The sequence below is a fragment of the Nocardiopsis sp. NPDC058631 genome (assembly GCF_042716955.1).
Classification (GTDB): domain Bacteria; phylum Actinomycetota; class Actinomycetes; order Streptosporangiales; family Streptosporangiaceae; genus Nocardiopsis.
In genome coordinates, this window is record NZ_JBHXQY010000052.1 from 1 (window position 1) to 22,455 (window position 22,455).

The 22,455-nt window shown below is 71.2% G+C and carries 24 protein-coding genes and 1 pseudogene; 16 read left to right on the top strand and 9 right to left on the bottom strand.

Features of this window, described 5'->3' with window-relative positions; genetic code table 11:
- Positions 1-405: 405 nt before the first annotated feature.
- On the bottom strand, positions 406-780 hold the full coding sequence (locus ACFWTE_RS17850; RefSeq protein WP_378780601.1) for a VOC family protein: 375 nt from the start codon (positions 778-780) through the stop codon (positions 406-408).
- A gap of 631 nt (positions 781-1,411) precedes the next feature.
- Here ACFWTE_RS17850 and ACFWTE_RS17855 point away from each other — a divergent pair.
- Genes ACFWTE_RS17855 through ACFWTE_RS17865 form a run of 3 tightly spaced genes read left to right on the top strand, consistent with a single transcriptional unit; the run spans position 1,412 to position 2,883 of the window.
- Positions 1,412-1,753 carry an ArsR/SmtB family transcription factor gene (locus ACFWTE_RS17855; protein WP_378780602.1) on the top strand — a complete coding sequence of 114 codons (342 nt, stop codon included), beginning with the start codon at positions 1,412-1,414 and terminating at the stop codon, positions 1,751-1,753.
- 3 nt (positions 1,754-1,756) lie between these two features.
- Complete coding sequence (locus tag ACFWTE_RS17860) at positions 1,757-2,263, top strand: SRPBCC family protein (protein ID WP_378780603.1); 507 nt, start codon at positions 1,757-1,759, stop codon at positions 2,261-2,263.
- Positions 2,263-2,883 carry a dihydrofolate reductase family protein gene (locus tag ACFWTE_RS17865; RefSeq protein ID WP_378780604.1) on the top strand — a complete coding sequence of 207 codons (621 nt, stop codon included), beginning with the start codon at positions 2,263-2,265 and terminating at the stop codon, positions 2,881-2,883. Before ACFWTE_RS17860 ends, ACFWTE_RS17865 begins: the two co-directional genes overlap by 1 nt.
- A 566-nt stretch (positions 2,884-3,449) precedes the next feature.
- Here ACFWTE_RS17865 and ACFWTE_RS17870 read toward each other — a convergent pair.
- The gene (locus tag ACFWTE_RS17870) at positions 3,450-4,289 is read right to left on the bottom strand and encodes an alpha/beta fold hydrolase (protein ID WP_378780605.1); all 840 of its coding nucleotides are present in this window, start codon (positions 4,287-4,289) and stop codon (positions 3,450-3,452) included.
- Between the two features lie 368 nt (positions 4,290-4,657).
- Here ACFWTE_RS17870 and ACFWTE_RS17875 point away from each other — a divergent pair, with 368 nt between their 5' ends.
- From ACFWTE_RS17875 to ACFWTE_RS17890, 4 genes are all read left to right on the top strand, one after another.
- Complete coding sequence (locus ACFWTE_RS17875; protein WP_378780606.1) at positions 4,658-5,221, top strand: TetR/AcrR family transcriptional regulator; 564 nt, start codon at positions 4,658-4,660, stop codon at positions 5,219-5,221.
- Positions 5,221-6,771: an MFS transporter gene (locus ACFWTE_RS17880; RefSeq protein ID WP_378780607.1), complete on the top strand. Its 1,551-nt coding sequence runs from the start codon at positions 5,221-5,223 to the stop codon at positions 6,769-6,771. The genes ACFWTE_RS17875 and ACFWTE_RS17880 overlap by 1 nt, the downstream gene beginning before the upstream one ends.
- 82 nt (positions 6,772-6,853) lie before the next feature.
- The gene (locus tag ACFWTE_RS17885; RefSeq protein WP_378780609.1) at positions 6,854-7,297 is read left to right on the top strand and encodes a hypothetical protein; all 444 of its coding nucleotides are present in this window, start codon (positions 6,854-6,856) and stop codon (positions 7,295-7,297) included.
- Positions 7,298-7,650: 353 nt separating this feature from the next.
- Positions 7,651-8,193, top strand: a complete 543-nt coding sequence (locus tag ACFWTE_RS17890; RefSeq protein WP_378780610.1) for an MOSC domain-containing protein — start codon at positions 7,651-7,653, stop codon at positions 8,191-8,193.
- Between the two features lie 90 nt (positions 8,194-8,283).
- Here ACFWTE_RS17890 and ACFWTE_RS17895 read toward each other — a convergent pair whose 3' ends face one another.
- Positions 8,284-9,150: a sigma-70 family RNA polymerase sigma factor gene (locus ACFWTE_RS17895; RefSeq protein ID WP_378780611.1), complete on the bottom strand. Its 867-nt coding sequence runs from the start codon at positions 9,148-9,150 to the stop codon at positions 8,284-8,286.
- Between the two features lie 100 nt (positions 9,151-9,250).
- Between ACFWTE_RS17895 and ACFWTE_RS17900 the strand changes: the two genes are divergently transcribed.
- On the top strand, positions 9,251-10,561 hold the full coding sequence (locus ACFWTE_RS17900) for an FAD-binding oxidoreductase (protein WP_378780612.1): 1,311 nt from the start codon (positions 9,251-9,253) through the stop codon (positions 10,559-10,561).
- A gap of 93 nt (positions 10,562-10,654) precedes the next feature.
- Here ACFWTE_RS17900 and ACFWTE_RS17905 read toward each other — a convergent pair whose 3' ends face one another.
- A complete protein-coding gene (locus ACFWTE_RS17905; protein WP_378780613.1) occupies positions 10,655-11,077 on the bottom strand; it encodes a DNA-binding protein in 423 nt (140 codons plus the stop codon).
- 108 nt (positions 11,078-11,185) lie between these two features.
- Positions 11,186-11,296: pseudogene (locus ACFWTE_RS17910) on the bottom strand (MerR family DNA-binding transcriptional regulator); the annotation flags it as partial.
- 298 nt (positions 11,297-11,594) lie between these two features.
- Between ACFWTE_RS17910 and ACFWTE_RS17915 the strand changes: the two are divergent.
- Positions 11,595-12,971 (top strand): FAD-binding oxidoreductase, encoded by a 1,377-nt coding sequence (locus ACFWTE_RS17915; protein WP_378780614.1) that lies wholly within the window; start codon positions 11,595-11,597, stop codon positions 12,969-12,971.
- Between the two features lie 109 nt (positions 12,972-13,080).
- Here the strand turns inward: ACFWTE_RS17915 and ACFWTE_RS17920 are convergent, their stop codons facing one another.
- Positions 13,081-13,596 carry a GNAT family N-acetyltransferase gene (locus ACFWTE_RS17920; protein ID WP_378780615.1) on the bottom strand — a complete coding sequence of 172 codons (516 nt, stop codon included), beginning with the start codon at positions 13,594-13,596 and terminating at the stop codon, positions 13,081-13,083.
- 361 nt (positions 13,597-13,957) lie between these two features.
- On the opposite strand from ACFWTE_RS17920, the gene ACFWTE_RS17925 reads away from it, so the two are divergent.
- Both ACFWTE_RS17925 and ACFWTE_RS17930 read left to right on the top strand, forming a co-directional pair.
- Positions 13,958-14,560, top strand: a complete 603-nt coding sequence (locus ACFWTE_RS17925; protein WP_378780616.1) for a helix-turn-helix domain-containing protein — start codon at positions 13,958-13,960, stop codon at positions 14,558-14,560.
- A 74-nt stretch (positions 14,561-14,634) separates the two neighbouring features.
- Positions 14,635-15,363, top strand: a complete 729-nt coding sequence (locus tag ACFWTE_RS17930) for a hypothetical protein (RefSeq protein WP_378780617.1) — start codon at positions 14,635-14,637, stop codon at positions 15,361-15,363.
- 7 nt (positions 15,364-15,370) lie between these two features.
- Here ACFWTE_RS17930 and ACFWTE_RS17935 read toward each other — a convergent pair whose 3' ends face one another.
- Complete coding sequence (locus tag ACFWTE_RS17935; protein ID WP_378780650.1) at positions 15,371-16,000, bottom strand: histidine phosphatase family protein; 630 nt, start codon at positions 15,998-16,000, stop codon at positions 15,371-15,373.
- Between the two features lie 136 nt (positions 16,001-16,136).
- Positions 16,137-17,003, bottom strand: a complete 867-nt coding sequence (locus tag ACFWTE_RS17940) for an NAD-dependent epimerase/dehydratase family protein (protein ID WP_378780619.1) — start codon at positions 17,001-17,003, stop codon at positions 16,137-16,139.
- A gap of 246 nt (positions 17,004-17,249) precedes the next feature.
- On the opposite strand from ACFWTE_RS17940, the gene ACFWTE_RS17945 reads away from it, so the two are divergent.
- Positions 17,250-18,089: a helix-turn-helix transcriptional regulator gene (locus ACFWTE_RS17945; RefSeq protein WP_378780620.1), complete on the top strand. Its 840-nt coding sequence runs from the start codon at positions 17,250-17,252 to the stop codon at positions 18,087-18,089.
- Between the two features lie 43 nt (positions 18,090-18,132).
- Here ACFWTE_RS17945 and ACFWTE_RS17950 read toward each other — a convergent pair whose 3' ends face one another.
- Positions 18,133-18,654 carry a nuclear transport factor 2 family protein gene (locus ACFWTE_RS17950; RefSeq protein WP_378780622.1) on the bottom strand — a complete coding sequence of 174 codons (522 nt, stop codon included), beginning with the start codon at positions 18,652-18,654 and terminating at the stop codon, positions 18,133-18,135.
- Positions 18,655-19,239: 585 nt separating this feature from the next.
- On the opposite strand from ACFWTE_RS17950, the gene ACFWTE_RS17955 reads away from it, so the two are divergent.
- The 4 genes from ACFWTE_RS17955 (at position 19,240) to ACFWTE_RS17970 (ending at position 22,293) form a co-directional block, all read left to right on the top strand.
- A complete protein-coding gene (locus tag ACFWTE_RS17955) occupies positions 19,240-19,713 on the top strand; it encodes a TetR family transcriptional regulator (RefSeq protein ID WP_378780623.1) in 474 nt (157 codons plus the stop codon).
- Positions 19,714-19,948: 235 nt separating this feature from the next.
- Positions 19,949-20,536 (top strand): helix-turn-helix domain-containing protein, encoded by a 588-nt coding sequence (locus ACFWTE_RS17960; RefSeq protein WP_378780624.1) that lies wholly within the window; start codon positions 19,949-19,951, stop codon positions 20,534-20,536.
- Positions 20,537-20,658: 122 nt separating this feature from the next.
- Complete coding sequence (locus tag ACFWTE_RS17965) at positions 20,659-21,531, top strand: class I SAM-dependent methyltransferase (RefSeq protein ID WP_378780625.1); 873 nt, start codon at positions 20,659-20,661, stop codon at positions 21,529-21,531.
- A gap of 216 nt (positions 21,532-21,747) precedes the next feature.
- On the top strand, positions 21,748-22,293 hold the full coding sequence (locus ACFWTE_RS17970; protein WP_378780626.1) for a type 1 glutamine amidotransferase domain-containing protein: 546 nt from the start codon (positions 21,748-21,750) through the stop codon (positions 22,291-22,293).
- The last annotated feature ends 162 nt before the right edge of the window (positions 22,294-22,455 follow it).

Below are 22,455 nucleotides of genomic sequence, written 5' to 3' on the forward strand. Positions count from 1 at the left end.
CGCCGTGCACCCCCTGGACGAGCCACCCCACCGGGCAACGCCTTCGCCCTGAGCGACTCGGCCGTCCCGGCCCGGGACGGCTACCAGCCGCTGATATCGGGAGGACCGGGCCATGACGGGTGGCGGCAGCTCTACGAGAACACGGCCGTAACGGAGGCGGGTGCCGCCCGGCCGTCCCGGCGGGCAAGGCCGCCGACGTGCGCGCCGCCTACCCGGACGGCCCACCCGTCGCCGGCCTTGCCCGCGACCACGAGGGCAGCCGCACCGCGCCCTCCGTCCGTGGCCAGACCATGCCCGATCTCAGCGTTGACCGCTGTACCGCTGCCACCCGATCCCGGGAATCCCCTCGGGTGTCGATCCGGGTGAGGCAGCGTGTCCGCGGTGGCCCGGTCGGGGGAAGCGCTTCTAGGACTGCGCCCACACGCCCAGTTCGTTGCCGCTGGGGTCGGCGAAGTGGAAGCGCCGTCCGCCGGGGAAGGTGTAGGGGGCTTTGAGGATGCGCCCGCCCGCGCGGGTGACCGCCTCCACCGACTGGTCCAGGTCCTCGGAGAAGAGCAGCACGAAGGGGCCGCCCGTGCTCACCTGGCCCTGCGGGGTGAGCCCTCCGACCTCGGGGGTGCCTTCCCCGCCCGGCCCCTGGATGCCCGCGTACATGGGGCCGTAGTCGTTGAAGCGCCACCCGAACGCCTCGGAGTAGAACCGTGTGGCCTCCTCCAGGTCGGTGACGGTGATTTCCACGTAGTTGAGGGCGTGGTGGCGTGGTGTGGCTGATGTGTTCATGGCCCGCAGTCTTCCAGAGGGTGCCGACAGCGGGCGCTCCCTCCCGGTGCGTGTTGCGGGCGGTCGGTGGCGGCACGCCCCTCCCCAACCCGACAGTCAGCAGTGGATTCAGTCGTGGCTGTATCCGACTCGTTCTCGCCCGCCCCTGACCTGGGCTGAATAACGTTGCGGGGGCCTGGGGCGGGCTGCGGGTGCCCGCGGGCACCCCCACCGGGGTAACCGCCGATAAGGTTCACTTATCGGAGGTAAGGATGCGGGGTCGCGCGGAGGCCCATTTCGTCGCCATGACGCTATTTTGTTGGCGAGTAACGTTACAAACGAAACGTTATTAGGGAAGGCGGAACGGGGGCACGGTCTGCCGATGGGGCCCTGCGACAGGCGGCCCCGCAGTGCTACGGGCCCCGGGGCTGGCCGGCACGTCAGATCAGGTCCCGGGCCAGGTGCGAAGGCCCCCCTTTCTGCGAACAGGAAGCGTGACCGTTTCCGCCTGGATCGGGTCAGGCGCGCCGACCACCGGGGCCTGTCCGCGCTCGGCTCTCGCCGCCGCTGGCAAGGGTCACGATCGTTTTCTGGCAAGGCCCTCCTGCTCCTCCGGCTTGACGCATGCCTATATCGGAATATGATGGAGCCCATGGCACGAGCAGCGACGACGTCGGACGTCTTCAACGCGATCGCCGAGCCGCAGCGCCGGAAGATCCTGGTGCTGCTGCGGGCGGGTGAGCGGCCGGTGACCGAGTTGGCCCAGGAGTTGGGGATGACCCAGCCGGGGGCGTCCAAGCACTTGCGGGTGCTCCGGGAGGTGGGGCTGGTGCGGGACCGCAAGGTGGGCAAGCAGCGCCTGTACGGCCTTGACGCCCGCGGGCTGCGACCGGTCCACGAGTGGGCCGGCGGGTTCGAGCGGTTCTGGAACGAGAGCTTCGACCGGCTGGACGAGTACGTGCAGGACCTCAAGCAGGCAAAACAGGAGGAGTGACCGATGGCAGCGACAGAACGGGACGCGCCGGCGCAGTCAGCGACGGCCGACCGAGAAACCGTGATCTCCCGGGCTATCAGCGCCCCACGGGAGCTGGTGTTCGAGGCGTTCACCGAGGTGCGGCACCTGTCACGGTGGTGGGGACCGGAGGGGTTCACCACCACCACGCGGGCGTTCGAGTTCCGCGTCGGAGGGGAGTGGGACTTCGTGATGCACGGACCGGACGGGACGGACTACCAGGAGTGGATCACCTGGACCGAGCTCGCCCCGCCGGAACGGATCGCGATGCTCCACGGTGAGACCCGCGACGACCCCAACGCCTTCGAGTCGGTCCTCACGTTCGAGCCCGACGGTGCGGTGACCCGGATCGAGATGCGCACGGTGTTCCCCACCAAGGAGCTGCGCGATGAGGCGGTCGAGAAGTACCACGCGATCGAGGGCGGCCGGCAGACCCTGGGCAACCTGGCTACGTACGTCGCCGAGATCGCTCGGAAGGGAGAGGAGAGCTGATGGCCCAGAAGGTGTTCTTCAGCGTGTCGATGTCGCTGGACGGTTTCATCGCGCCCGAGTCCCCCGAGGAGTTGATGGGGCAGCTGTGGATGGAACTGCAGCGGTGGGTCTTCCCGCAGCGGTTCTTCCGGGAGAACCTGAAGCTCGGTGGGGGCGGCGAGGAGGGGCGCGACAACGACATCGTGCGGGAGGCGTTCGAGCGCACCGGCGCGAGCGTGATGGGCAAGCACATGTTCGACGCCGGCGAGCAGATGTGGCCGGAGTCGCCGCCGTTCCACACGCCGGTCTTCGTCGTGACGCACGAGAAGCGTGACCCCTGGGAGCGGCCGGGCGGGACCACGTTCCACTTCGTCAACGACGGCATCGAGTCCGCCCTCGACCAGGCCCGCGAGGCCGCCGGTGATCGCGACGTCCGCATCGCGGGCGGCGGCGCGACGATCCTGGGGTACGTGAACGCCGGCCTGATCGACGAGTTCTCGATCGCGCTCTCACCCGTGCTGTTCGGCTCAGGCATCCGCCTGTTCGAGGGTGTGGACGCCGGCCGCGTGGCCCTGGAGCAGGTCCGTGCGGAGCCCTCCCCGAGGGTGACGCATGTGACCTACGCCGTCCGGAAGCGGTAATCGTCAAGAACTAGGGAGTGTTTTTTGGAGGTTTTCGGGTCGGCGAGCGGCCGTCCAGGCGATCTCTCGCAAGACGATGTGCGAAGTTCAGCCTGGTTGTGCTTCACGAGCGCAGAGGCGCGGCGAGAGGAAGCCTGGTGGACGCGAGCCCGGAAGGATCCAAAAAACACGACCTAAGTGCTCTCCCGCCGAGGTCGGCTGCCCGCGGACGGCCCGGCGCGCCCTGGCGGCGACGGATGGCGATACGTGCCCAGGGGCGGGGAGCCGACCATGTACGCCGACACGGTGTGCGAACTGCTCTTTGCAGTGGTCCCCGGCTACGACGAACTTCCCGGCAACGAGGACGGCGACGAACGCCTGGCTGACGCGATGACCCGCGCGGTCCGGTGGGAGGTCATCGAGGACAAGGACGGCCAGCTTATCGAGCTGGCGCTTCCAGGGGCGGACCCCACCAGCTTTTCCGGGCCGGTGGGGTCCGCTGGCGTCAGAAATTGTCAGACAATCTTCCGTCAAAGGCCTTGTTGGGCTCCCCGGCACCCGCCCCGGAAGGCGCATCCGCCGCAGGTTCAGCCCCGAAGGAACGCCAGAACGGGCCCGGTCTGGTCCAGGATCGCGTGCCCGACCCCGGGCAGGACCTCGACGCTCGCGTGCGGCACGCACCGGCGTATGCGGTCGGCGGTCTGCGCGGAGTCGAACATGGCGTCGCTCTCACCGACGGTCACCCGCACCGGCATGGCCAGGCGGCGCAGTGCCTCGTCGGAGAACACCGGGAGCCGCTCCGTGCGCGGACGGAACTGGGCGAAGGTCAGTGCCAGGTGATCGAGGACGGGTCCGCTCAGCGGCGTGTCCAGGCCGGTGGCCACCTGCGCCGAACGGCGTGTGCCCCAGCGGCCGAAGGGTCGCAGTAGGAGTGCCTTGAACAGCCACCCCACCTTCTGGGCTCCCACGCCGCCGGGGCACAGCAGGGCCAGGCGGCGGACCCGCTCGGGGCGGTGGGTGGCGTACTCCAGTGCCATCCAGCCGCCCAGGGAGATGCCGACGAGGGCGGTGTCGGCCAGGCCCAGCCCGTCCAGGACCTCGTCCAGCCACCGCACGTAGGCGTCGGAGTCCAGGGGCGGGCGGGAGGGGGCGCTCAGGCCGGGTTCGCCGACCAGGTCGACGGCGTAGGTGCGAAGGTGCTGTGCCCAGGCGGCGGCGTCCTCGCGCCACATCGTCGCGTTCGCACCCGCGCCGTGCAGCAGGACCACGGGCGGTGCGTCCGGGGGGCCCGAGGCGAGCACGAAGGTCTCGCCCTCGCGGGTGGGCACTTGCAGGTGGTCGGCTGGGACCGGCCAGGTGCGCAGCTCCTCCTGGTAGCGGCGCCGCAGCTCGTCGGCCCCTGCCTCGGACTTGTAGATCGCGCTCATGGTGCGAGCACTCCTTTCGGGGTCGGCCGCCCGGTCCGTGGAGGCCTGGGCCTCAGGGCGGCGAGCGGAACACGTGCCATTAAACTACCTTAAACTTCCCCATTCTCATACCCGTTTAGGGAGTCTTGCATGATTTTGAGGGTTTGGTCGGGGTGCTCTTGAGGGGTGGTGCAGGCCCTGCCGGGCGGGGAGCTTCCGGACGCGCCGCCGGGTCGCGGGTGGGCAGGGTCACCCGTACTCCGGGCGCAAGGAGCGGAAGGCTGACCAGTACACTCGTACATGTACAGATGTACTAGAACTGGTCCGGGAACGGGGAGACGTATGCGCAGGAGGAACGGCCGCGTGCGGCGTGCCGAAGGGGGCCGTCGGTGAGCGCACGACGCGACCCGCAGGGGCGCCGCCAGAACATCATCGAGGCCGCGGCCGCCCTGATCGCCGAGAGCGGCGCCGCCAGCCTGACGCACCGCGGTGTCGCCGCGCGCGCCCGGGTGCCGCTCGGCGCCACCACCTACTACTTCGCCACCCTGGACGATCTGAGCACTGCGGCGCTGCACCACCTGGCGGAGGAGACCGATGACGCCCTGCGCGACCTCGCCGACCAGATCGGGCAGAGCAGGGGCCGACCGGACGCCGTCGCCGCTCTGGTCCACGACTACCTGCTGGCGGGGGACCAGGTCCGGGCCGACGCCGAGCTGTATCTGGCGGGAGTGCACCGCCCCGACCTGCGCACGCTGACACTGCGCTGGTTCGAGGGGCTGGTACGGGTCCTGGCAGAGCACACCACCCCCCGGGCAGCGCGGGCGCTGGCCCTGTACGTGGACGGGGCGATGCTGCACGCCCTCACGCACGACGAACCCCTGGACCTGGACGAAATCGCCTTCGCGGTCACCTCCCTCATGGGCGGTCCCGCCACCACTGACACGGAGCACTGATGGGAACCGATCCCTCCCCGACCGTCACCACCCCGACCGGGTCGATGTCGGCCGGCCGCCGCTGGGCCGCCCTGGTGGTGCTCTCGGCCAGCCTGCTCGTGGTGGTCATGGACATGACCATCCTGAACGTGGCCCTGCCCGCCCTCTCGGCCGACCTGCGGCCCACCGCCGGTCAGCAGTTGTGGATCGTGGACGCCTACTCCCTGGTGCTGGCCGGGCTCCTGGTGACGATGAGTGCCCTGAGTGATCGCTGGGGCCGCAAGATGATGCTGTTGACCGGTTTCGCGGTCTTCGGCGGGGCCTCTTTGGCGGTACTGGCTGCCGACAGCCCCGGTACCGTCATCGCGGTGCGAGTCCTGCTGGGCGTGGGCGGGGCGATGATCATGCCCGCCACGCTGTCCATGATCCGCACCGTCTTCCCCAACCCCCGGGAGCGCGCCACCGCACTGGGGGTGTGGGCGGCCATCGCGTCCCTGGGTGCGGCGGTGGGCCCCATCATGGGTGGGGCCCTGCTGGAGCACTTCTCCTGGCACGCGGCGTTCCTGGTCAACGTGCCGTTCATGGCGGTGTCGCTCCTCGCGGGTCTGCTCCTGCTGCCGGAGGCCCGCGACCCGCGGCCCGGCAACTGGGACATGGTGGCCACGGTCCTGTCGATCGTGGGCATGGTCGCTCTGGTGTGGAGCATCAAGCAGTTCAGCAAGGCCGGGGTGTTCGACCCCTCCGCGCTGGTGGCGTTCGCTCTGGGGGCGCTGGTGCTGGCCTGGTTCGTGGCGCGCTGCCTCAGACGCCCGGATCCGCTGCTGGAGGTGCGGTTGTTCGCCAACCCGGCGTTCACGGCGGGCACGGTGGCGGCGCTGGCCTCCATGTTCGCGATGGCGGCGATGCTGCTCCTGGTCGCCCAGTGGCTCCAGCTGGTGGAGGGGCACTCCCCTCTGCAGGCGGGTGTGCGGCTGCTGCCGATGGCAGTGGGGGCGGCTGTGGCCTCACCTTTGGCGCCGGCGCTGGCCCGGCCCCTGGGGATTCGCGCCGTCCTCGCGGGCGGGCTGGTCGTGGCCGCGACGGGGTTCGTGCTGATGTTCGCGCTGCCCGGGCCGCTGTCCTACCCGGTGGTCATGGTCGCCCTGGTCCTGCTCGGGGCGGGATCGGGATCTTTGGCCATCGCCTCGGCCGTCATCATGTCCAGCACCCCTCAGGAGAAGGCGGGCAACGCCGCCGCCATCGAGGAGACCTCCTACGACCTGGGCAACGTCCTGGGGGTGGCCGTCCTGGGCAGTGCCGCCGCCGCGGTCTACCGGGCGGAGCTGCCCCTGGGCCTGCTCACCGGGACCGGGCTGGGCGAACAGACGGTGCTCGCCGCGCAGGAGTCGCTCGGGGGCGCCCTGGAGATCGCCTCCGAGACCGGTTCGGCCGACCTCGCGGTGTGGGCCCAGGAGGCCTTCAGTGAGTCGCTGACGCAGATCAGTCTGGGGGGCGGGGTGGCGCTGCTGGTCGCGGCCGTGGTCGTGTTCGTGCTCACGCCCAGGTCACTGGACGTGTCCCAGGGGCACTGAGCCGGTAGCGCGGGTGAGGGGGCGGAACCTGGCCTGTGGACACACGGTTCCGGCCCTCTCGGACCCCGCATACTCCGTAGGTATGGACTCCCACAAGGTCCGGGCGCTCCTGGACCCCCTCCTGGACGGCGCCCCCGGCGACCTGTACATCCTCACTCTCCTCACCTCCTCCTCCACCTACACCTGTCTGCGGCGTCATCGGGATGTGCTCAGCATCGAGCACCCCGAAGTGGTCGACGCCCTGGGGTCGGCGCTCCTGGACGGCGCTTCCGGGACCCTGGTGCTGCGCACCTTCACCGACCGCACCTTTCACACCCGGCCCGACGGACGAGTCGTTCCCCTCAAGAGCGTGTGCGGGTGGCGGCTGGACCAGGGCGGCCTGCGGCCGCTGGACGGTGAGGGCGTGCTGGCTGCCGCGGGCGCGGACCCGGTGACCGGTCGGTGGTCGGAGCCCGAGCGCGGGGTTGAGTACGCCGCGGCCTGGCCCGTCGACCTGGCCCGTTTCCACGCGCTGGGGCGGCGCTGAGGGTGCGCCGAGTGGCGGGTCCACCGGGCTCGGGCGCCGACCGCCTCGATGGTGTGGTTCCTCCCCTCGCTGTTCCGTTGCCGTCGTGCCGGTGAACGCCGACCACGAGGTGGGTCCGGTGTTGGGTGGACTCCGGAGCAGGGCTGCGGTCGGCTCCCGGCGAAGGCGATCTTGACCAGCTCGGCGCGGGAGGGACCGCTGTCAGGGGTGTTGGGGCCGGGGTAGCGGGACCTACGGTCCCGGTACCCCCGCGCGGTGTGCGTCGCAGGGGAACCCGGGGAGCGCGGCGGGGAGCTCAAAACCGCGGTGGCTAGGCTGTGGGTCCGTAGCCGCGGAGTGAGAGGACGGTGCCCATGGGTGCGGTCGTGGAATCGGTGAGCAGCAGCCCCACGCACACCTTCAACAAGGAGGTTCTGCCCGGTATCCGGCTCCTGAGCGGTCTGGGCGTGGAGGGCGACGCCCACATGGGCGCCACCGTCAAGCACCGCTCACGGGTGGCGGTCGACCCCACCCGGCCCAACCTGCGCCAGGTGCACCTGATCCACGCCGAGCTGCTGGAGGAGTTGGCCGCGGCAGGGTTCGCCGTGGCCCCCGGGCAACTGGGGGAGAACGTCACCACGCGCGGAGTGGACCTGCTCGCCCTGTCGACCGGGACGGTCCTGCACATCGGTGACCGCGCCCGTGTGGAGATCACCGGGTTGCGCAACCCGTGCCTGCAGATCGACGGCTTCGCCGACGGCCTGCTCAAGCAGCTGGTCCACCGCGGCGGGGACGGGACGATCGTGCGTCGGGCCGGGGTGATGGGTGTCGTCGTGGAGGGAGGCCCTGTCGCTCCGGGCATGCCCGTCCAGGTGAGCGTGCCCGAGGGGGCGCACGTCCCCCTGGTGCCGGTCTGAGGCGGAGGCGCCCGCTCCGATGGGGTGCGGAGCGGGCGCGGTGCAGCGGGGGATGCGTCGCGCGGGGACCGGTTGCCCACACCTGCCGGCTCAGGTGAGTTTCGCCAGCAGTTCGGGGTCGTAGAGCACGTCGAACCCGGTGATGGTGTCCCCCCGTACCGTGAACGCCAGGGCGGCGTAGGGGCGGCCGTTCCTGAGGGAGACGAACCCGGGGAGGCCGCGGACCAGGACCGGGTGTGCCTGCTCGGTGAGCTGCGCGAAGGTGATGGCCTGGGAGGCCACGGCCTGTGCGCTGCGGGTCTCGGCCGGGACCCCGGCGAGTCTGGCGGCCGCGTCGGATCGGACCAGCACGTCGGGGGCCAGGATCCTCATCAGCGCCGCGAAGTCCCCTCCGCGGGCCGCTGCGAGGAAGGCGTCCACCACCGTGCGTCGACGGGCCGGGTCGGCCTGTCCGTCGGGGCTGCTCCCGCGGACCCGCCGCCGTGCCCGGCTGGCCAGTTGCCGGGTGGCGGCGGGGCTGCGTTCCACGATGGGGGCGATCTCCTCGAACGGCAGGGCGAACATGTCGTGGAGGACGAACGCCAGCCGCTCGGCGGGGGAGAGGGTGTCCAGGACCACCGTGAGTGCAGCGCCCACCGTGTCGGCGAGCACCGCCCTGTGCTCGGGGTCTGCGTCCAGGGCGGGTTCGGTGGCGGGTTCGGGCAGCTCCTCGCCCACAGGGTCCTCGCGGCGTGCGGAGCGTGATCTGAGCAGGTCCAGGCACACCCGCCCGGTGACCGTGGTCAGCCAGGCGGCGAGGTTGTCGATCGCCGGGGCGTCCGCGCGGCTCAGCTTCAGCCAGGTCTCCTGGACGGCGTCCTCGGCCTCGGCAGCGGAGCCGAGCATGCGGTGGGCAATGGAGTACACCAGCCCGCGGTGGTCCTGGAAACGGGCGGCGAGGGATTCAGTGGTCTTCACCGGTCACATTCTTTCGTGCTGGTTCGTCGTGGTGTCGACGCTTCACGGGGTTGACGTCTGAGCGTCAGCCGATGTGACCGATCTCGACGGAGGATGACATATGGGTGACCTGGACGATCTGCGTGGGCTGCTGCGGGGCCGTGTGCTGGTCGCGGGCCAGGAGGGCTTCGACGGAGCTTCCCGCCCGTGGAACCTGGCGGTCGATCAGCCGGTGGCGGCGGTGGTGGAGGCCGCCGACGCGGACGACGTGGCCGCGTTGGTCCGACACGCCCGCCGGTCCGGGCTGACGGTGGCTGTGCAGCCCACAGGGCACGGCGCCTCGGGTGCGGTGGCGGGTGTGGTGCTGTTGCGCACGGGGGCGCTGGACGGGGTGGATGTGGATCCGGTCCGGCGCACCGCCCGTGTGGGGGCGGGTGTGACCTGGGGTCGGGTGCAGGAGGCGGCGGCCGTGCACGGCCTGACCGGTCTGCCGGGCAGCTCTCCCGTGGTGGGGGTGGCCGGGTACACGCTGGGCGGTGGCCTGAGCTGGTTCGGGCGCCGTCACGGGTGGGCGGCCGACAGCGTGAGGGCGTTCGAGGTGGTCGACGCCGAGGGGGAGCGGGCCCGGGTGGAGGCGGGCTCCGACCCGGACCTGTTCTGGGCGCTGCGCGGCGGTGGCGGGGACTTCGCCGTGGTCACCGCCGTGGAGTTCGACCTGTACCCGGCTCCTGAGCTGTACGGGGGGCGCGTGGTGTGGTCCGCCTCGTCGGCGTCGCGGGTGCTGGAGGCGTTCGCCGAGGTCACGGCCGGGGCTCCGGAGGAGTTGACGGTGTGGGCGAACCTCCAGCACATCCCGGGGCTGGAACCGACGGTGTCGGTGGACGTCACGTTCCTGGGCGGGGAGGGGACCGCGCGCAAGCTGCTGCGCCCGTTGGAGGCGGTGGGGGCGCCGCTGCGGGACGGTCGCAGGGTGCTGGCGTTGACGGAGTTGGGGTCGATCACCGCCGAGCCCACGGACCCCTCGCCGGGGATGTCGCGCGCGGAACTGTTGACCGGGCTGGGCGGGGAGGCGGTGCGTGCCCTGGTGACGGAGCCGATCGCGCCGTTGCTGGGGGTGCAGGTACGGCATCTGGGCGGTGCGCTGGCGGGGGAGTCCGATACCCCCTTCGGTGCGCTGGAGGAGCCGTACTACCTGTACGCGCTGGGTGTGCCGTTCTCCCCGCGAGCGGGTGCTGGGATCCGTGAGCGGTTGGACCGGCTGGTGGCGGATCTGGGCCCGAACGTCAGCGGGCGCAAGCCGCTGACCGCTCTGGCCCCGGGTGAGTCGGTGGCGGACGTGTTCGGCCCTGCGGCGTTGCGACGGCTGCGGCGGATCAAGCGCGAGCGCGACCCGCACGGGGTGGTGCGGTCCAACTATCCGGTGGAGGGCTGAGGCGTCCCGGGGTCCGGCTGTGTACGTGGCCGGACCCCGGGGCCTCCTGCTCCGTTGTCGTGGGGGCGTCCCTGGTACGTGCGGCCGGCGGCCTCAGGAGTCGGCGCGCTGGGAGAGGCGTTCGTGGCGTTGCCGGGCGGCCTGCGCGGAGCCCAGACCCAGCCCGAAGGCGATCTCCTGCCAGGTCATGCCGCGACCCTTGGACATCTGGAGCAGGCCCGCCTCCAGTTGGTCGAACTCCGCGCGTGCCCAGGGCACCAGGGTCAGGGCCGCGGTGAGGTCGTCCTGGTCGACGGGTGGCTCTCCGTCGCCGGGCAGGGCGCTGCCCGCGGCGAGGTCGGCGATGCGGCGCAGGGCGTCGAAGGGCTGCATGGGTATGCGCGTCTGGTCCCAGCGCGCGCGGTGTTCGCCGGTGGCGTGGCGTTCGGTGATGCGCAGGAGCGCCTGGTGGGTGCGCAGGCGTTGGGCGTTGCGCGGGTCGGGCCGGGTGAAGGCGTCGTCGCGTTGTTCGGTCATGCCTTCATCATGGGAGACCAACGAACAGTTGTCAATTTTATATTTTCAACATTTTGTTTATGGCTGGGTGTGGTCCTGCCCGTCCGGGGAGAGGCCGTCCTCCAGGATGCCGTTCAGGGCCCGTTCCGGCTCCTCCAGCAGGTCGATGGCGTGGTAGTGCCGGATGGCCTTGATGGTCGTGGCCGCCAGTTCGGCGAGCTCACGGGTGCTCCAGGCCATCAGAGGGAGGAGTCGGTGCTGGGCATGGTCCCATTCTCCGCGATCCGGCCGCGGAACGGAGACGGCAGGAGTCCACCGGCCGGGCCGTGAGCCCGAGGAACACGGTGGGACGTCATGACGTACTTCTGGGTCGACGACTCGCGATGGCTGCCGTGCCGGCAGGACGGGGACAGGTGAGCCGGCAGAACATTCGGTCAGTTATCCGGGGGGACGGGTGACCTGGGAGGAAGATGCGGCGTTAGGGTGCTGGCAGCGTCGGCGCAGCGGGCGGCGACGCGCAGTGGTGAGGAGTGTGCCCATGTCCGGGATCGCCGAGAGGTTGACGGCAGCGATCGGGGAGGAACAGGTCATCACCGACCCCGGGATCATGGAGGGCTACTCCCACGACGAGGCGGAATGGGCCTCCTACGGGCGACCCGCCGCCGTGGTACGCCCCCGGGACACCGCCGACGTGTCGGCCGCGGTCGCTCTCTGCGCCGAGCTCGGTGTTCCGGTGGTCGCGCGCGGCGCGGGCACCGGGCTGTCCGGGGCCGCCAACGCCGTCGACGGCTGGGTGGTGGTCTCCTTCGAGCGCATGAACCGTGTGCTGGAGGTGGACCCGGTCCAGCAGACCGCCACGGTGCAGCCCGGCGTCGTCAACAACGACCTGCGCGAGCGGGTCGCCCAGGACGGCCTGTGGTACCCGCCGGACCCCGCCTCCGCGCACTGGTCCACCATCGGCGGCAACGTGGCCACCAACGCGGGCGGCCTGTGCTGCGTCAAGTACGGGGTCACCCGCGACTACGTGCTGGGCATGGAGGCGGTGATGGGCGCCGGTGAGGTCGTGCGGCTGGGACGCGTCACCGCCAAGGGTGTGACCGGCTACGACCTGTGCGGGCTGATGGTCGGCTCGGAGGGCACCCTGGGCATGGTCACCGAGGTGACGCTGCGGATGCGGCCGCTGCGCACCGGAACCGAGCACACGGTGGTCGGCTACTTCGACTCCCTCACCGACGCCGGACGCGCGGTCGCGTCGGTCTCGGCGTCGGGGGTGGTCCCCTCGGCGATGGAGCTCATCGACCGGTTCTGCCTCCAGGCGGTCGACGCCTGGAAGAACATGGGGCTCTCCGCCGAGGGAGAGGTGCTGCTGCTGGCGCGCAGTGACCAGCCCGGCGCGGCGGGGGAGGAGGAGGCCGAGCGCATGCTGGCCTGCTTCCAGGAGGAGGGCGCGGTGTACGCGGTGCGCTCCACCGACGAGGAGGAGGCCGAAGCGCTGTTCGAGGCCCGCCGCCTGGCCTACCCGGCGCTGGAGCGGCTCGGTCCGCTGCTGACCGAGGACGTGTGCGTGCCCAAGGCCGCGCTGCCGACGATGCTGGCGAGGATCGAGGCCGTCGCCGAGCGCTTCGACACCCGGATCGGCAACATCGCCCACGCGGGTGACGGCAATCTGCATCCGCTGTTCATCGTCCCGGACGGTGACGAGGAGGCCAAGAAGCGCGCGAAGGAGGCCTTCGAGGTGATCGTGGACGAGGCCATCGCCCTGGGCGGAACGGTCACGGGCGAGCACGGTGTGGGCCTGTTGAAGATGCGGGGCGCCGCGCGTGAGATGGGTCCGGACGTGGTGCGGATGCACCGTGCGCTCAAGAACGCGCTGGACCCTGCCGGCATCTTCAACCCGGGCAAGGTCTTCGTCTGATTCCCCGGCCTGTGCCGTGGCGGGGCGCTGGAGTTGCGGCGCCCCGCCACACCCTGTGCGTCCCCGGGTGTTCTCCGAGCCGGCCAGGGGCGCACGGGGTGTGGTCCGCTCAGATGCCGAACGGCGCCGCGTAGCGGACGGTGCCGGAAGGCAGCGGGTGGTCCTCGTCCAGGGTGAGGGCCATGAGGGCCTCGTCGGGGACCTCGATGCTCAGCCCGATGCCGTGCGTGGAGGCGCGCACGAAGCCGAACCTGGGGTAGTAGGCCGGGTGGCCGAGGACGATGACGAAGCGTTCCCCCTGGTAGCGGGCGGCTTCCAGCGCGGCGCGCACGGCAGCCGACCCGGCCCCGGTCCGCTGGTGCTCGGGGAGTACGGCGCAGGGGGCCAGGCACAGGGCGGGGACGCCGCCGACGTGGCAGCGGGTCAGCAGCGCGTACCCGACGGGGGCGCCGTCGGGGGTGGTGCTGACGATGGACAGGCCCTCGATCCATGAGGGGTCGGTCCGCAGGGCGTCGACCAGGTCGGCCTCGTCGGTGGTGTCGAAGGCGGCCGCGTTGATGGCGCGCACGGCGGCGGTGTCCGTGTCGGTCTCGACACGGGTGTTCCAGGTGTGGTGTGTGTTCACGGTGTAAGACCCTTGTTCGGGGGTCCCGTCCGACGGCGGCCGCGGGGTGAGCGTCGGCGCTCACGGCGGGCTGTGGGGGGCGGCTGTCAGACCAGGGCCCGGGATGTGGAGGAGTGCCGGATACCGCTCGTGATGGCGGTCGTCACCGCGGTCATCAACCCCACCTCCTGTCCCACCCGTGTGCCTGTCGCGAACGTGGTCGAGGCTAACACGCGCATATGGCGGTGTTCCACCTCACCGGGTGGCATCACGCCCCGCCGCCCGGCGTTCACGCCGGGGGAGGGCGGGCTGTGGACCGGAGGTGGTCCGGGCCCGGGCGGGCCGGGTCCGCTCCGGACCCGAGCTGTGGCAGATTGTGGTCATGGACGACGAACTCGCGCCGACCCTGGCGGCGGTCGGACCCCGGCTGCGGGCCCTGCGCCGCGAACGCGGGGCGACCCTCTCCCAGCTGTCGGACACCACGGGCATCTCGGTGAGCACCCTTTCGCGGCTGGAGGCCGGGCGTCGGCGCCCGACCCTGGAGCTCCTGCTCCCGCTGGCCCGTGCGCACGGTGTGCCCCTGGACGAACTCGTGGGGGAGGACCCCGCGGCGGACCCGCGCGTGCGGCGCAGCTCCTTCGTGCGCCACGGGGTCACGTTCGCTCCGCTGACCCGTAAACCCGGGGGGCTCCAGGCCTTCAAGGTCACCTATCCGCCGCCCACCGGCCACACCGAGATCGAACAGCGCACCCACGAGGGCTACGAGTGGGTGTACGTGCTGAGCGGGCGCCTGCGTCTGGTCCTGGGCGACCACGACATGGTGCTCACGGCCGGGGAGGTCGCCGAGTTCGACACGCGCCTTCCGCACGCCTTCGCCAACCCCGGCCCCGAACCGGTCGAGTACCTGGGTTTGTTCGGACCCCAGGGGGAGCGGGCCCACGTGCGGGTGCGCCCGCGAACCGGTGGGTCCACGGCCAAGGACTGAGTGGGAAAGGGGAACCGGTCCGGTGGTGAGCGGCGTCTCACCGGGGGAGAGCCGCACTCGGATGAGGAGTTCCCATGGACGTCGCCCTACTGGTCCTGGTGGTCACGGTTGTCGTGGTCGCCGGAGTCGGCGCACTGGTGTTCGCGGGGTCGGCCACCGAGCGCCGCCGGGCCGGGTCGCTGGCGGCCTGGGCCGAACGCGAGGGCTGGCGCTACGACAGGGAGCGCCCCGAGCTGGTGGACCGGTTCTCGGGGGACCCGTTCGTGGAGGGGCGCTCCGACGCCAGGGCCACGCACGTGCTGTGCGCGGAGCTGCGCGGACACCGCGTCCTCGCCTTCGAGTACCGCTACACCGCCTCGCACCACGATGGGCGTGACACCAGGACCACCCTTCACACCCACACCGTCGTGGTGCTCCCCGCCCGGTCCGGCACCCCCGTCCTGGAGCTGAGGGAGGAGTCCCTGGGCCACGTCGTGCTGAGCCCGCTGGGGGTCCACGACCTGCGCCTGGGTGAGTCCGCGTTCGACTCCCGCTTCTACGTCGCCACCTCCGACGACCGCTTCGCCCACGCCGTGCTCGACGAGCAGGTGAGGGGGTGGCTGGCCGGCGCGGGGGCGGGGGCCGTCCCCTTCCGGTTCGACGGTGAGCACCTGCTGTGCTGGAACAACCGGGAGTTGGACGCCGACCGGGTCCGGGAAACGGCCCAGACCATGGTCTGCCTGCTGGAGCGGGTCCCCGCCGCGGCCTGGGAGAGCGCCCCCGGCGCTCCGGGCGCCCAGAGCGTCCCCGACGGCTGTGGCTGAGGGCGCCTCACGGACGCAGCGGCGGCGGGGTCCCGGTCCATCGCAGGTCCGGTTCCAGGTGTGAGACGTCGTTGAACACCAGGACCGATGCCGCACGCCCGGGCGTGTACCGGATGACGGTCAGTGCTGCGTTGGCCGGGGCCAGGGTCACCCACCGCCAGGGAGGGGCTCCGAGTGCGATGCCCGTCAACCAGCCCACCGGGTAGGCGTGGGTGATGACCGCCTCTCGGCTCTCCCGGTCTTCGGCGCTGGGGCCGGTGAAGCGCTCCAGGCACCGTCGGCCCAGTTCTGGGCCGGGCCCGCGTTCTTTCTCGGGCAGGGAGCCGACGAAGTCCATGACGGTCTCGGCGTAGTCGGGCGGTACCTCCTTGCGGGTGGGGAGGTAGGGCGCGTAGTCACCCGCCTCGGGCGTGGGCACCGGCTCGATCCCGGGGCCGTCGAGTGCCAGCCGGTCGGCCACCAGGTGCGCGGTGCGGGTGGTCCGTTCGGAGGGCCCGTGGTGGAGAGCCCGCACCCCCGCCCCGCGCAGGCGTTCGCCGAGCAAGACTGCCTGGCGGTGGCCGACCCTGGTCAGCCCGCCGTGCTCGTGGTCGGCCTCGGCGTGCCGGGCCAGGTACAGGTAGCGGGTCGCCGGAATCGTTCCTCCTCAGTGGACGGGTGCTCGCGCGGCGCCCCGAGCGGGGGCGCGGGCCGCAGCAACGGTCGCCCTGGTCCGATGCCTCTGCGCCCCTCGGGGTTCGCGAGCCGCCCCCCGGCCCCGCCCGACCGCCCGCTCAGTGCCCGAGCCTCCCGTGGTCGGCCCACGCGGTTGCGTGCTCCTGGACGAATGCGGTGAAGGTGCGGGGCGCCCGGCCGGTCAGGTCCAGCACCGCGGTGCTGACCTGGTCTTCGCGGCCGGCCCTGATGCTGTCTTCGACAGCGGCGATGGCGGCGGCGAACTCGGCGGGCATGCCTGCGGCCCGGTAGTGGGCCGCCTGCTCGTCGGCCCCGATCGTCACCACTCGGACCGACCGGCCGGTGCGGGCGGTGATGACCGCCGCCACCTCCCGGTAGCTCAAGGCCTTCGGCCCGGTGAGCAGGTAGTCGCGCCGGCCGCTGGGTGTGCTGTCGGGGTCGGTCAGCAGGGCGCAGGCGGCGGCCGCGATGTCCCGCGCGTCGATCCAGCCCACTGCGCCCTCACCGGAGGCGGTGCGAACCTCGCCGTGCCCAAGGATCCGCTCGCCCACCGGGTGGGGGCTCAGGAAGTTCTGCATGAACCCGGACGCGCGCAGCACGACCCACCCTGGCCGGGAGCGCACCTGCGCGGCCATCTCCAGTGCGCTGGGCGCGTTGGGCAGCACGCTGGCGGAGCCCAGGAGTACGACCCGGCGCACGCCGAGGCGTTGGGCCTCGGCCAGGAACGGCCCGACCAACGGCATCGGGTCCACAGTGTTCACCGGAGGCACCAGGAAGATCCGGTCCACCCCGCGCAGTACGGCGGGGTGGGTGGCCGTGTCGTCCCAGTCGAAGCGGACCGCGTCAGGAACATCGGCGGACGGGCGGCGGCTGGCCACCCGGACCGGCACACCGTTGCCGCGCAGTAGTCCCGCCAGCGCGCTCCCGGTCTTCCCGGTGCCGCCGGTCACCAACACGCCGGTCATCGGAGAGTTCCCGAGCGCAGCGAGTCGAGCAGTTCGGGCAGCGTCCCGGCTGCCGTGGTGTTGGCCAGTATCAGATCCAGCAGTCGGTGCATCGTTTCCTCGCAGGTGCGCGGCATGGGTCTTCTCCAGTGTTCGACGGGCTGTGAAGTCCACAGTGGACGTAGACCTGCGGTCGGGGAACTGACAGCTGAGCCCCGGACCACCAGTCCGTGGCTGGGCCGGGCAGCCTGTGCCACCATGCATGGGGTGAGTAAAGATGAGATGGCTGATTTCCTGCGCCGCCGACGGGACGCGCTGAGCCCGGACCAGGTACCGGCCACCGTCACCCACCCGCCGGGCCGCCGTGCCCGGCGCACTCCCGGGTTGCGCCGCGAGGAGGTCGCCGCGGCGGCCGGGGTGTCGGTCAGCTACTACGAGCGGCTGGAGCAGGCCCGCGCACCGCGCCCCTCCCCGCAGGTGTTGGCCGCGCTGGGTACGGCACTGCGGCTCACCGCCGCGGAGCGCGAACACCTGGCGCGGTTGGCGGGCCAGGTCCCGCTCGGCACGAACGCCGTTCGGGAGCCGGTGTCCGCCGACGCCCACCGGTTGCTGGACCGGCTCGGTCCGATACCCGCCTACCTGGTCGACGAGCGCCAGGACATCGTGGCCTGGAACGGCGCCGCAGTGGTGTTGATCATCGACTTCGGGCTGCTGCCTGCCAAGGAGCGCAACGCTGTGAGGCTGGCCCTGCGGCTGCGCGACACCCTGTGCTCGGCACCGGCGGGTGCGCAGGGCGAGTTCATCCGGCAGTCCGCGGCCCAGCTGCGCGCGGCCGGCGCCCGCTACCCGGCCGACCGCGTTCTGGGCGAGCTGGTCAACGAGTTCGCCGCGCACAGCCCGGACTTCGCCGCCAGCTGGCGCGACCACGACGTGCGGCCCCTGCCGATGCTGCGCAAGCACCTGCGCCACCCCGAGTTGGGCGAGCTGGAACTGGAGCGCCAAACCCTGCTGCTGCCCGGCACCGACCTGCAGCTGGTGATGTACACCCCGGATCCGGGTAGCCCGAGCGCTGCCGCGCTCGCCCGAGCCGAAACCCACAGCAGGTGACTGCGGCGCGCGTGCGCACCGGGCGCGGACAGTAAGGCCCAGGTCAGGCCTTACCGGCTGATGGGGCGCTCTCTTCGGCGAGGGCGGTCTGGAAGATGCCGAAATTCCCGGTCATCCACAAGGGCGTCAGCTTTACTCTGGCGATGCGCCAACCGCTCGGGGTCCGGGTGAACTGGTTCGTGTAGTACCCGTACACCGTCTGATCGCTGTCGCCCAGGCTGTTCGGCAGGTGGTGGCTCGCCCGCACGTAGGCCACACACGTGGCGTGGTCGTCTCCGTCAAAGGTGATCGCCTGGTTCGTGATCATGTGCTGTGTGGCCTTGAAGGATTCCATCCGTGGCGCGGTACCTGCCACCCACTCATCGGCCGTTGTGCGCATGACCGGTTGGCCGAAGCCCTCGCTGAAGTCGACCTCGACGTCGTCGGTGAAGCACGTGCGGAACAGTTTCCAGTCACGGGAATCAGTTCCTGTGGCATAGCGGATCTGGACGTCGCTGATTTCATTTCGATCCAGCAGTCGCCTGAGTTCGGTGTCGTTCGGTCGCATTTCGTGTGGTGGTGTCAACTGACATTCCTTTCTCATGGCCGTGGCGATGTCAACGGCAGTGGGATTCGTGCATGCCCGGGATCGTGGCGCTTCCGCCGGCCGTCGCACAGGTCGACCCCGGTGCGCGTGCGGGGGTCTCTTGCGGAGTGCCCCAGGAGCACGCCGGCAACGGAAGGTGCGTTCCTCGACTTCGGTGCTCCTCGGAGCCCCATGAGGCGACGAGGGCCGACATGGCTGTCGCCGGGAATGCTCGCCGTGGCGGCATGGAGCGTCGGTAGGGTGCTGTGTTCCCCGCTCGGCGAGGACGCGAGCGGTGACGCGTCCGATCCCGCTGTTCGCCCCGGTGACGACCACGGTGTGACCGGCCATGGAGGGGACGTCCGCAACGGAGAACACTGACATGGCCCCGAATGTAGCCACTGGAAACAATGATGTCAATGTAAACATTACGTGTTACCGTGGCGGACGTGACCGAACCCGCCGGGCAACGCCCCTACCACCACGGCAACCTCCGCAGCGCGGTCCTCGACGCGGCCGGGCGCAATCTGCGCGAGCACGGAGCGGACCCAGCTCTCACTCCGGGATCTGGCCAGGGAGACCGGTGTGAGTCACACCGCGCCACGACGGCATTTCACCGACCGTCAAGCACTTCTGGACGCTCTGGCCGAGGCGGGCTTCGTCCAGTTGGGCAGAGCGCTGCGCACCTCACTGGCGGAAGCAGAGGACGCATTCGCCGCACGGGTGCACAACGCCGTGTTGGCCTTCGCCCGTTTCGCCACCGAGAACGTCGCGCTGCTCGATCTGATGAACTCCGGCAAACACCGACCGGGAGCAACACGGATCGCCGAAGCAGCCGAGGCGGCCTTCGGACAAATGGTCGAGCTGATCGAGGAGGGGCAGGAACACGGTGCGCTCGAACACGGTGATCCCGAGCGCCTCGGGGCCATTCCGTATGCGACCGTGCAAGGTATCGCGACGATGGTCAACGGCAACATGATCGACGCGGAGAAGCTCGACGAGCTGGTCGAGACCGCAGTCGAGCGGTTCCTGCGGGGCGCCCGCCCACGGACCCGGTAATTGCTCGTGGACCGGGCCACCGGGAACACAGGGAACGATCCGCCGTACCTGCTCCGGGTTCCCGTGCACCCGACCTGCGCGGCTTCGCCGACCGTCCCGCGCACCCTCGCGCCCGGGGTGCCGTCCAGGGCGAGGGTGCCGTGCACGGCCTCAGCCGGTGCACGCTTCCGGGCGCTCCGGACCATCTGCGCACCACACCACCACCGACTTGCATCAAGAGCATAGAATGTTGCTCATGACGCAAGAAGATGGAGAGTTGGACAGCCTCGTACGCAAACGCATCCGCGCCCTGCGGGTGGCGCAGGGCTGGTCCCTGGCCGAGCTGGCCACCCGTGCACACCTGAGCCAGTCCTCGCTGAGTCGTATCGAGAACGGCCGGCGCCGCCTTGCCCTGGATCAGCTGGTCACCCTCGCCCGGGCCCTGGACACCACGCTGGATCAGCTCGTGGAGACCGCCGCCGACGACATCGTCACCAGTCCGATGATCGACGCCGCACACGGCCTGATGCGCTGGTCCGTCAAGGGCGACCCCGGCATGAGCGTGGTGCGCCAGCGCATGACCGAACCGCCGCCCGAGAACCCCGCGCGCATGCGCGCCCACCCCGGACGCGAATGGCTCGTCGTCCTGTCCGGCACCGCGGTCCTCATGCTCGGCCACCGCCGCTTCCGCGTCGAGACCAACCAGGCCGCCGAGTTCCCCACGATGATGCCGCACGCGATCGGCGCCGAGGGTGGCCCCTGCGAGATCCTGGGCATCTTCGACCGCGACGCCCGTCGCGGCCACCAGCGGGAGGGTGGCGACAGCGACGCCCAGGACACCTGAGTAACGGCTGGGTGGGCCGCGCGAGGGCGGCATCTTGCGCGTCGGGCAGCGCATCCGACCATCGTCTTGCGCAAACGGGAAAATTTCATGCCGCATACGCATGCCTGTCCTACGGTGAAGGCATGAACCAGACGCACCCGCACACCTCCCACCACGGCGTTGGGCACGAACACCACCGCGAACACGACGCCGACGGCCAGGCGGACATCCTCGACCTGGACGCCGAGATCCTCGCCGAACACACAGCCTCCATCACCGCATGGTTGCCGCTGGGGACGAGCCCGCGTCAGATCGTGGATCTGGGCTGCGGCACGGGCGCGGGCACCTTCGCCCTCACCGACCGCTTCCCCGACGCGCACGTCAGCGCCGTCGACACATCCACCGCACACCTGCAGCGCCTGCGCGCCAAGGCATGCGCCCGCGGCATCGAGGAACGCGTGCGCACCGTGCAGGCCGACCTGGACGAACCCGCCTGGCCCGACCTCGGCTCACCGGACCTGGTGTGGGCATCGGCCTCGATGCACCACATGGCCCATCCCGATCGCGCACTGCGCAACGTCCACGAGGCGCTCGCCCCCGGCGGCCTGTTCGCGGTCGTCGAACTGGCCGGATTCCCCCGCTTCCTGCCTGAGAGCGCCCCCGAGGACCGGCCCGGCCTGGAAGAACGCGTCCACGCCGTGGCGGACCGCCTGCGGTCCGAGCAGATGCCCCACCGTGGCGCGGACTGGGGCCCGATGCTGACCGCCGCCGGCTTCACCATCGAGGGCCGGCGCACCATCGCCGTGAACATCGAGGGCTCCCGCAGCGAAGCCGTCGGCCGCTACGCACTCGGCGGCCTGCAACGCATCCGCGCCGCCGTCGCCACCGAACTCTCCCCCGCGGACCTCACCGCGCTCGACCGACTCCTGGAAACCGGCAGCCCCCACAGCATCCTGCGCCGCGACGACCTGGCGATGCGCACAGAACGCACCGTGTGGGCCGCACGCCGCACCTGACCCCGAGCACCCCTGGTTGCCCGACAGACGACCCCCGCAGAAGATGACGACTCATGCGACCAACGGCTCCGGCCGGTCCCGGTGACCGACACGCGGGGTCGGGGCGGTCGCCTCGTGCCCTCGTGCGGTGGCCGAAGGTGAGTCGGCAGCCCGGAACGGGTAGGGCGGCCAACACGGCACCGCGGTGGTGCCGAAGACGTGACCGAGGGGGCAGCCATGGCCGACAGACTCAACGGACGCAAGATCGCGATCCTGGCCGCGGACGGGGTTGAACGGGTCGAACTCGTGCGTCCGCGTGAGGCGCTGAGCGAGGAGGGCGCGGACGTCGACCTGGTCTCGCTGAGCCAGGGGGAGATCCAGTCGATGAACGGCGACATCGAACCCTCGGACCGGTTCCGGGTGGACCGCTTGGTCTCCGACGCCAAGGTGGAGGACTACGACGCACTCGTGGTCCCGGGCGGAACCGTCAACCCGGACAACCTGCGCCTGGACGCGGACGCGGTGGGGTTCGTGCGCGACTTCGTCGCCTCGGGCCGGCCGGTGGCCGCGATCTGCCACGGGCCGTGGATCCTGGTGGAGGCCGACGTGGTGCGGGGGCGCACACTCACCTCCTATCCCAGTATCCGTACCGACATCCGCAACGCGGGTGGGGTCGTGGTGGACGAGGAGGTGGTCACCGACCACGGTGTCACCACGAGCCGCAGCCCGGACGACCTCCCGGCGTTCTGCGAGCGCATCGTGCGGGAGTTCGCCCAGGGATGAGGTGCGCACCGGCCCCTGGGGCGGCGCGGCGCGGACGAGGGGCGGGGGGGGGGGTGGGGTTGGGGAAACCCCCCCCCCCCCCGGGGGGTGTTGACCGGGGCGGGGGGGGAAACCCCCCGGGCGCGCGGGGGGGGGGGCCCCGGGGGGTGAAGACGCCAGGGA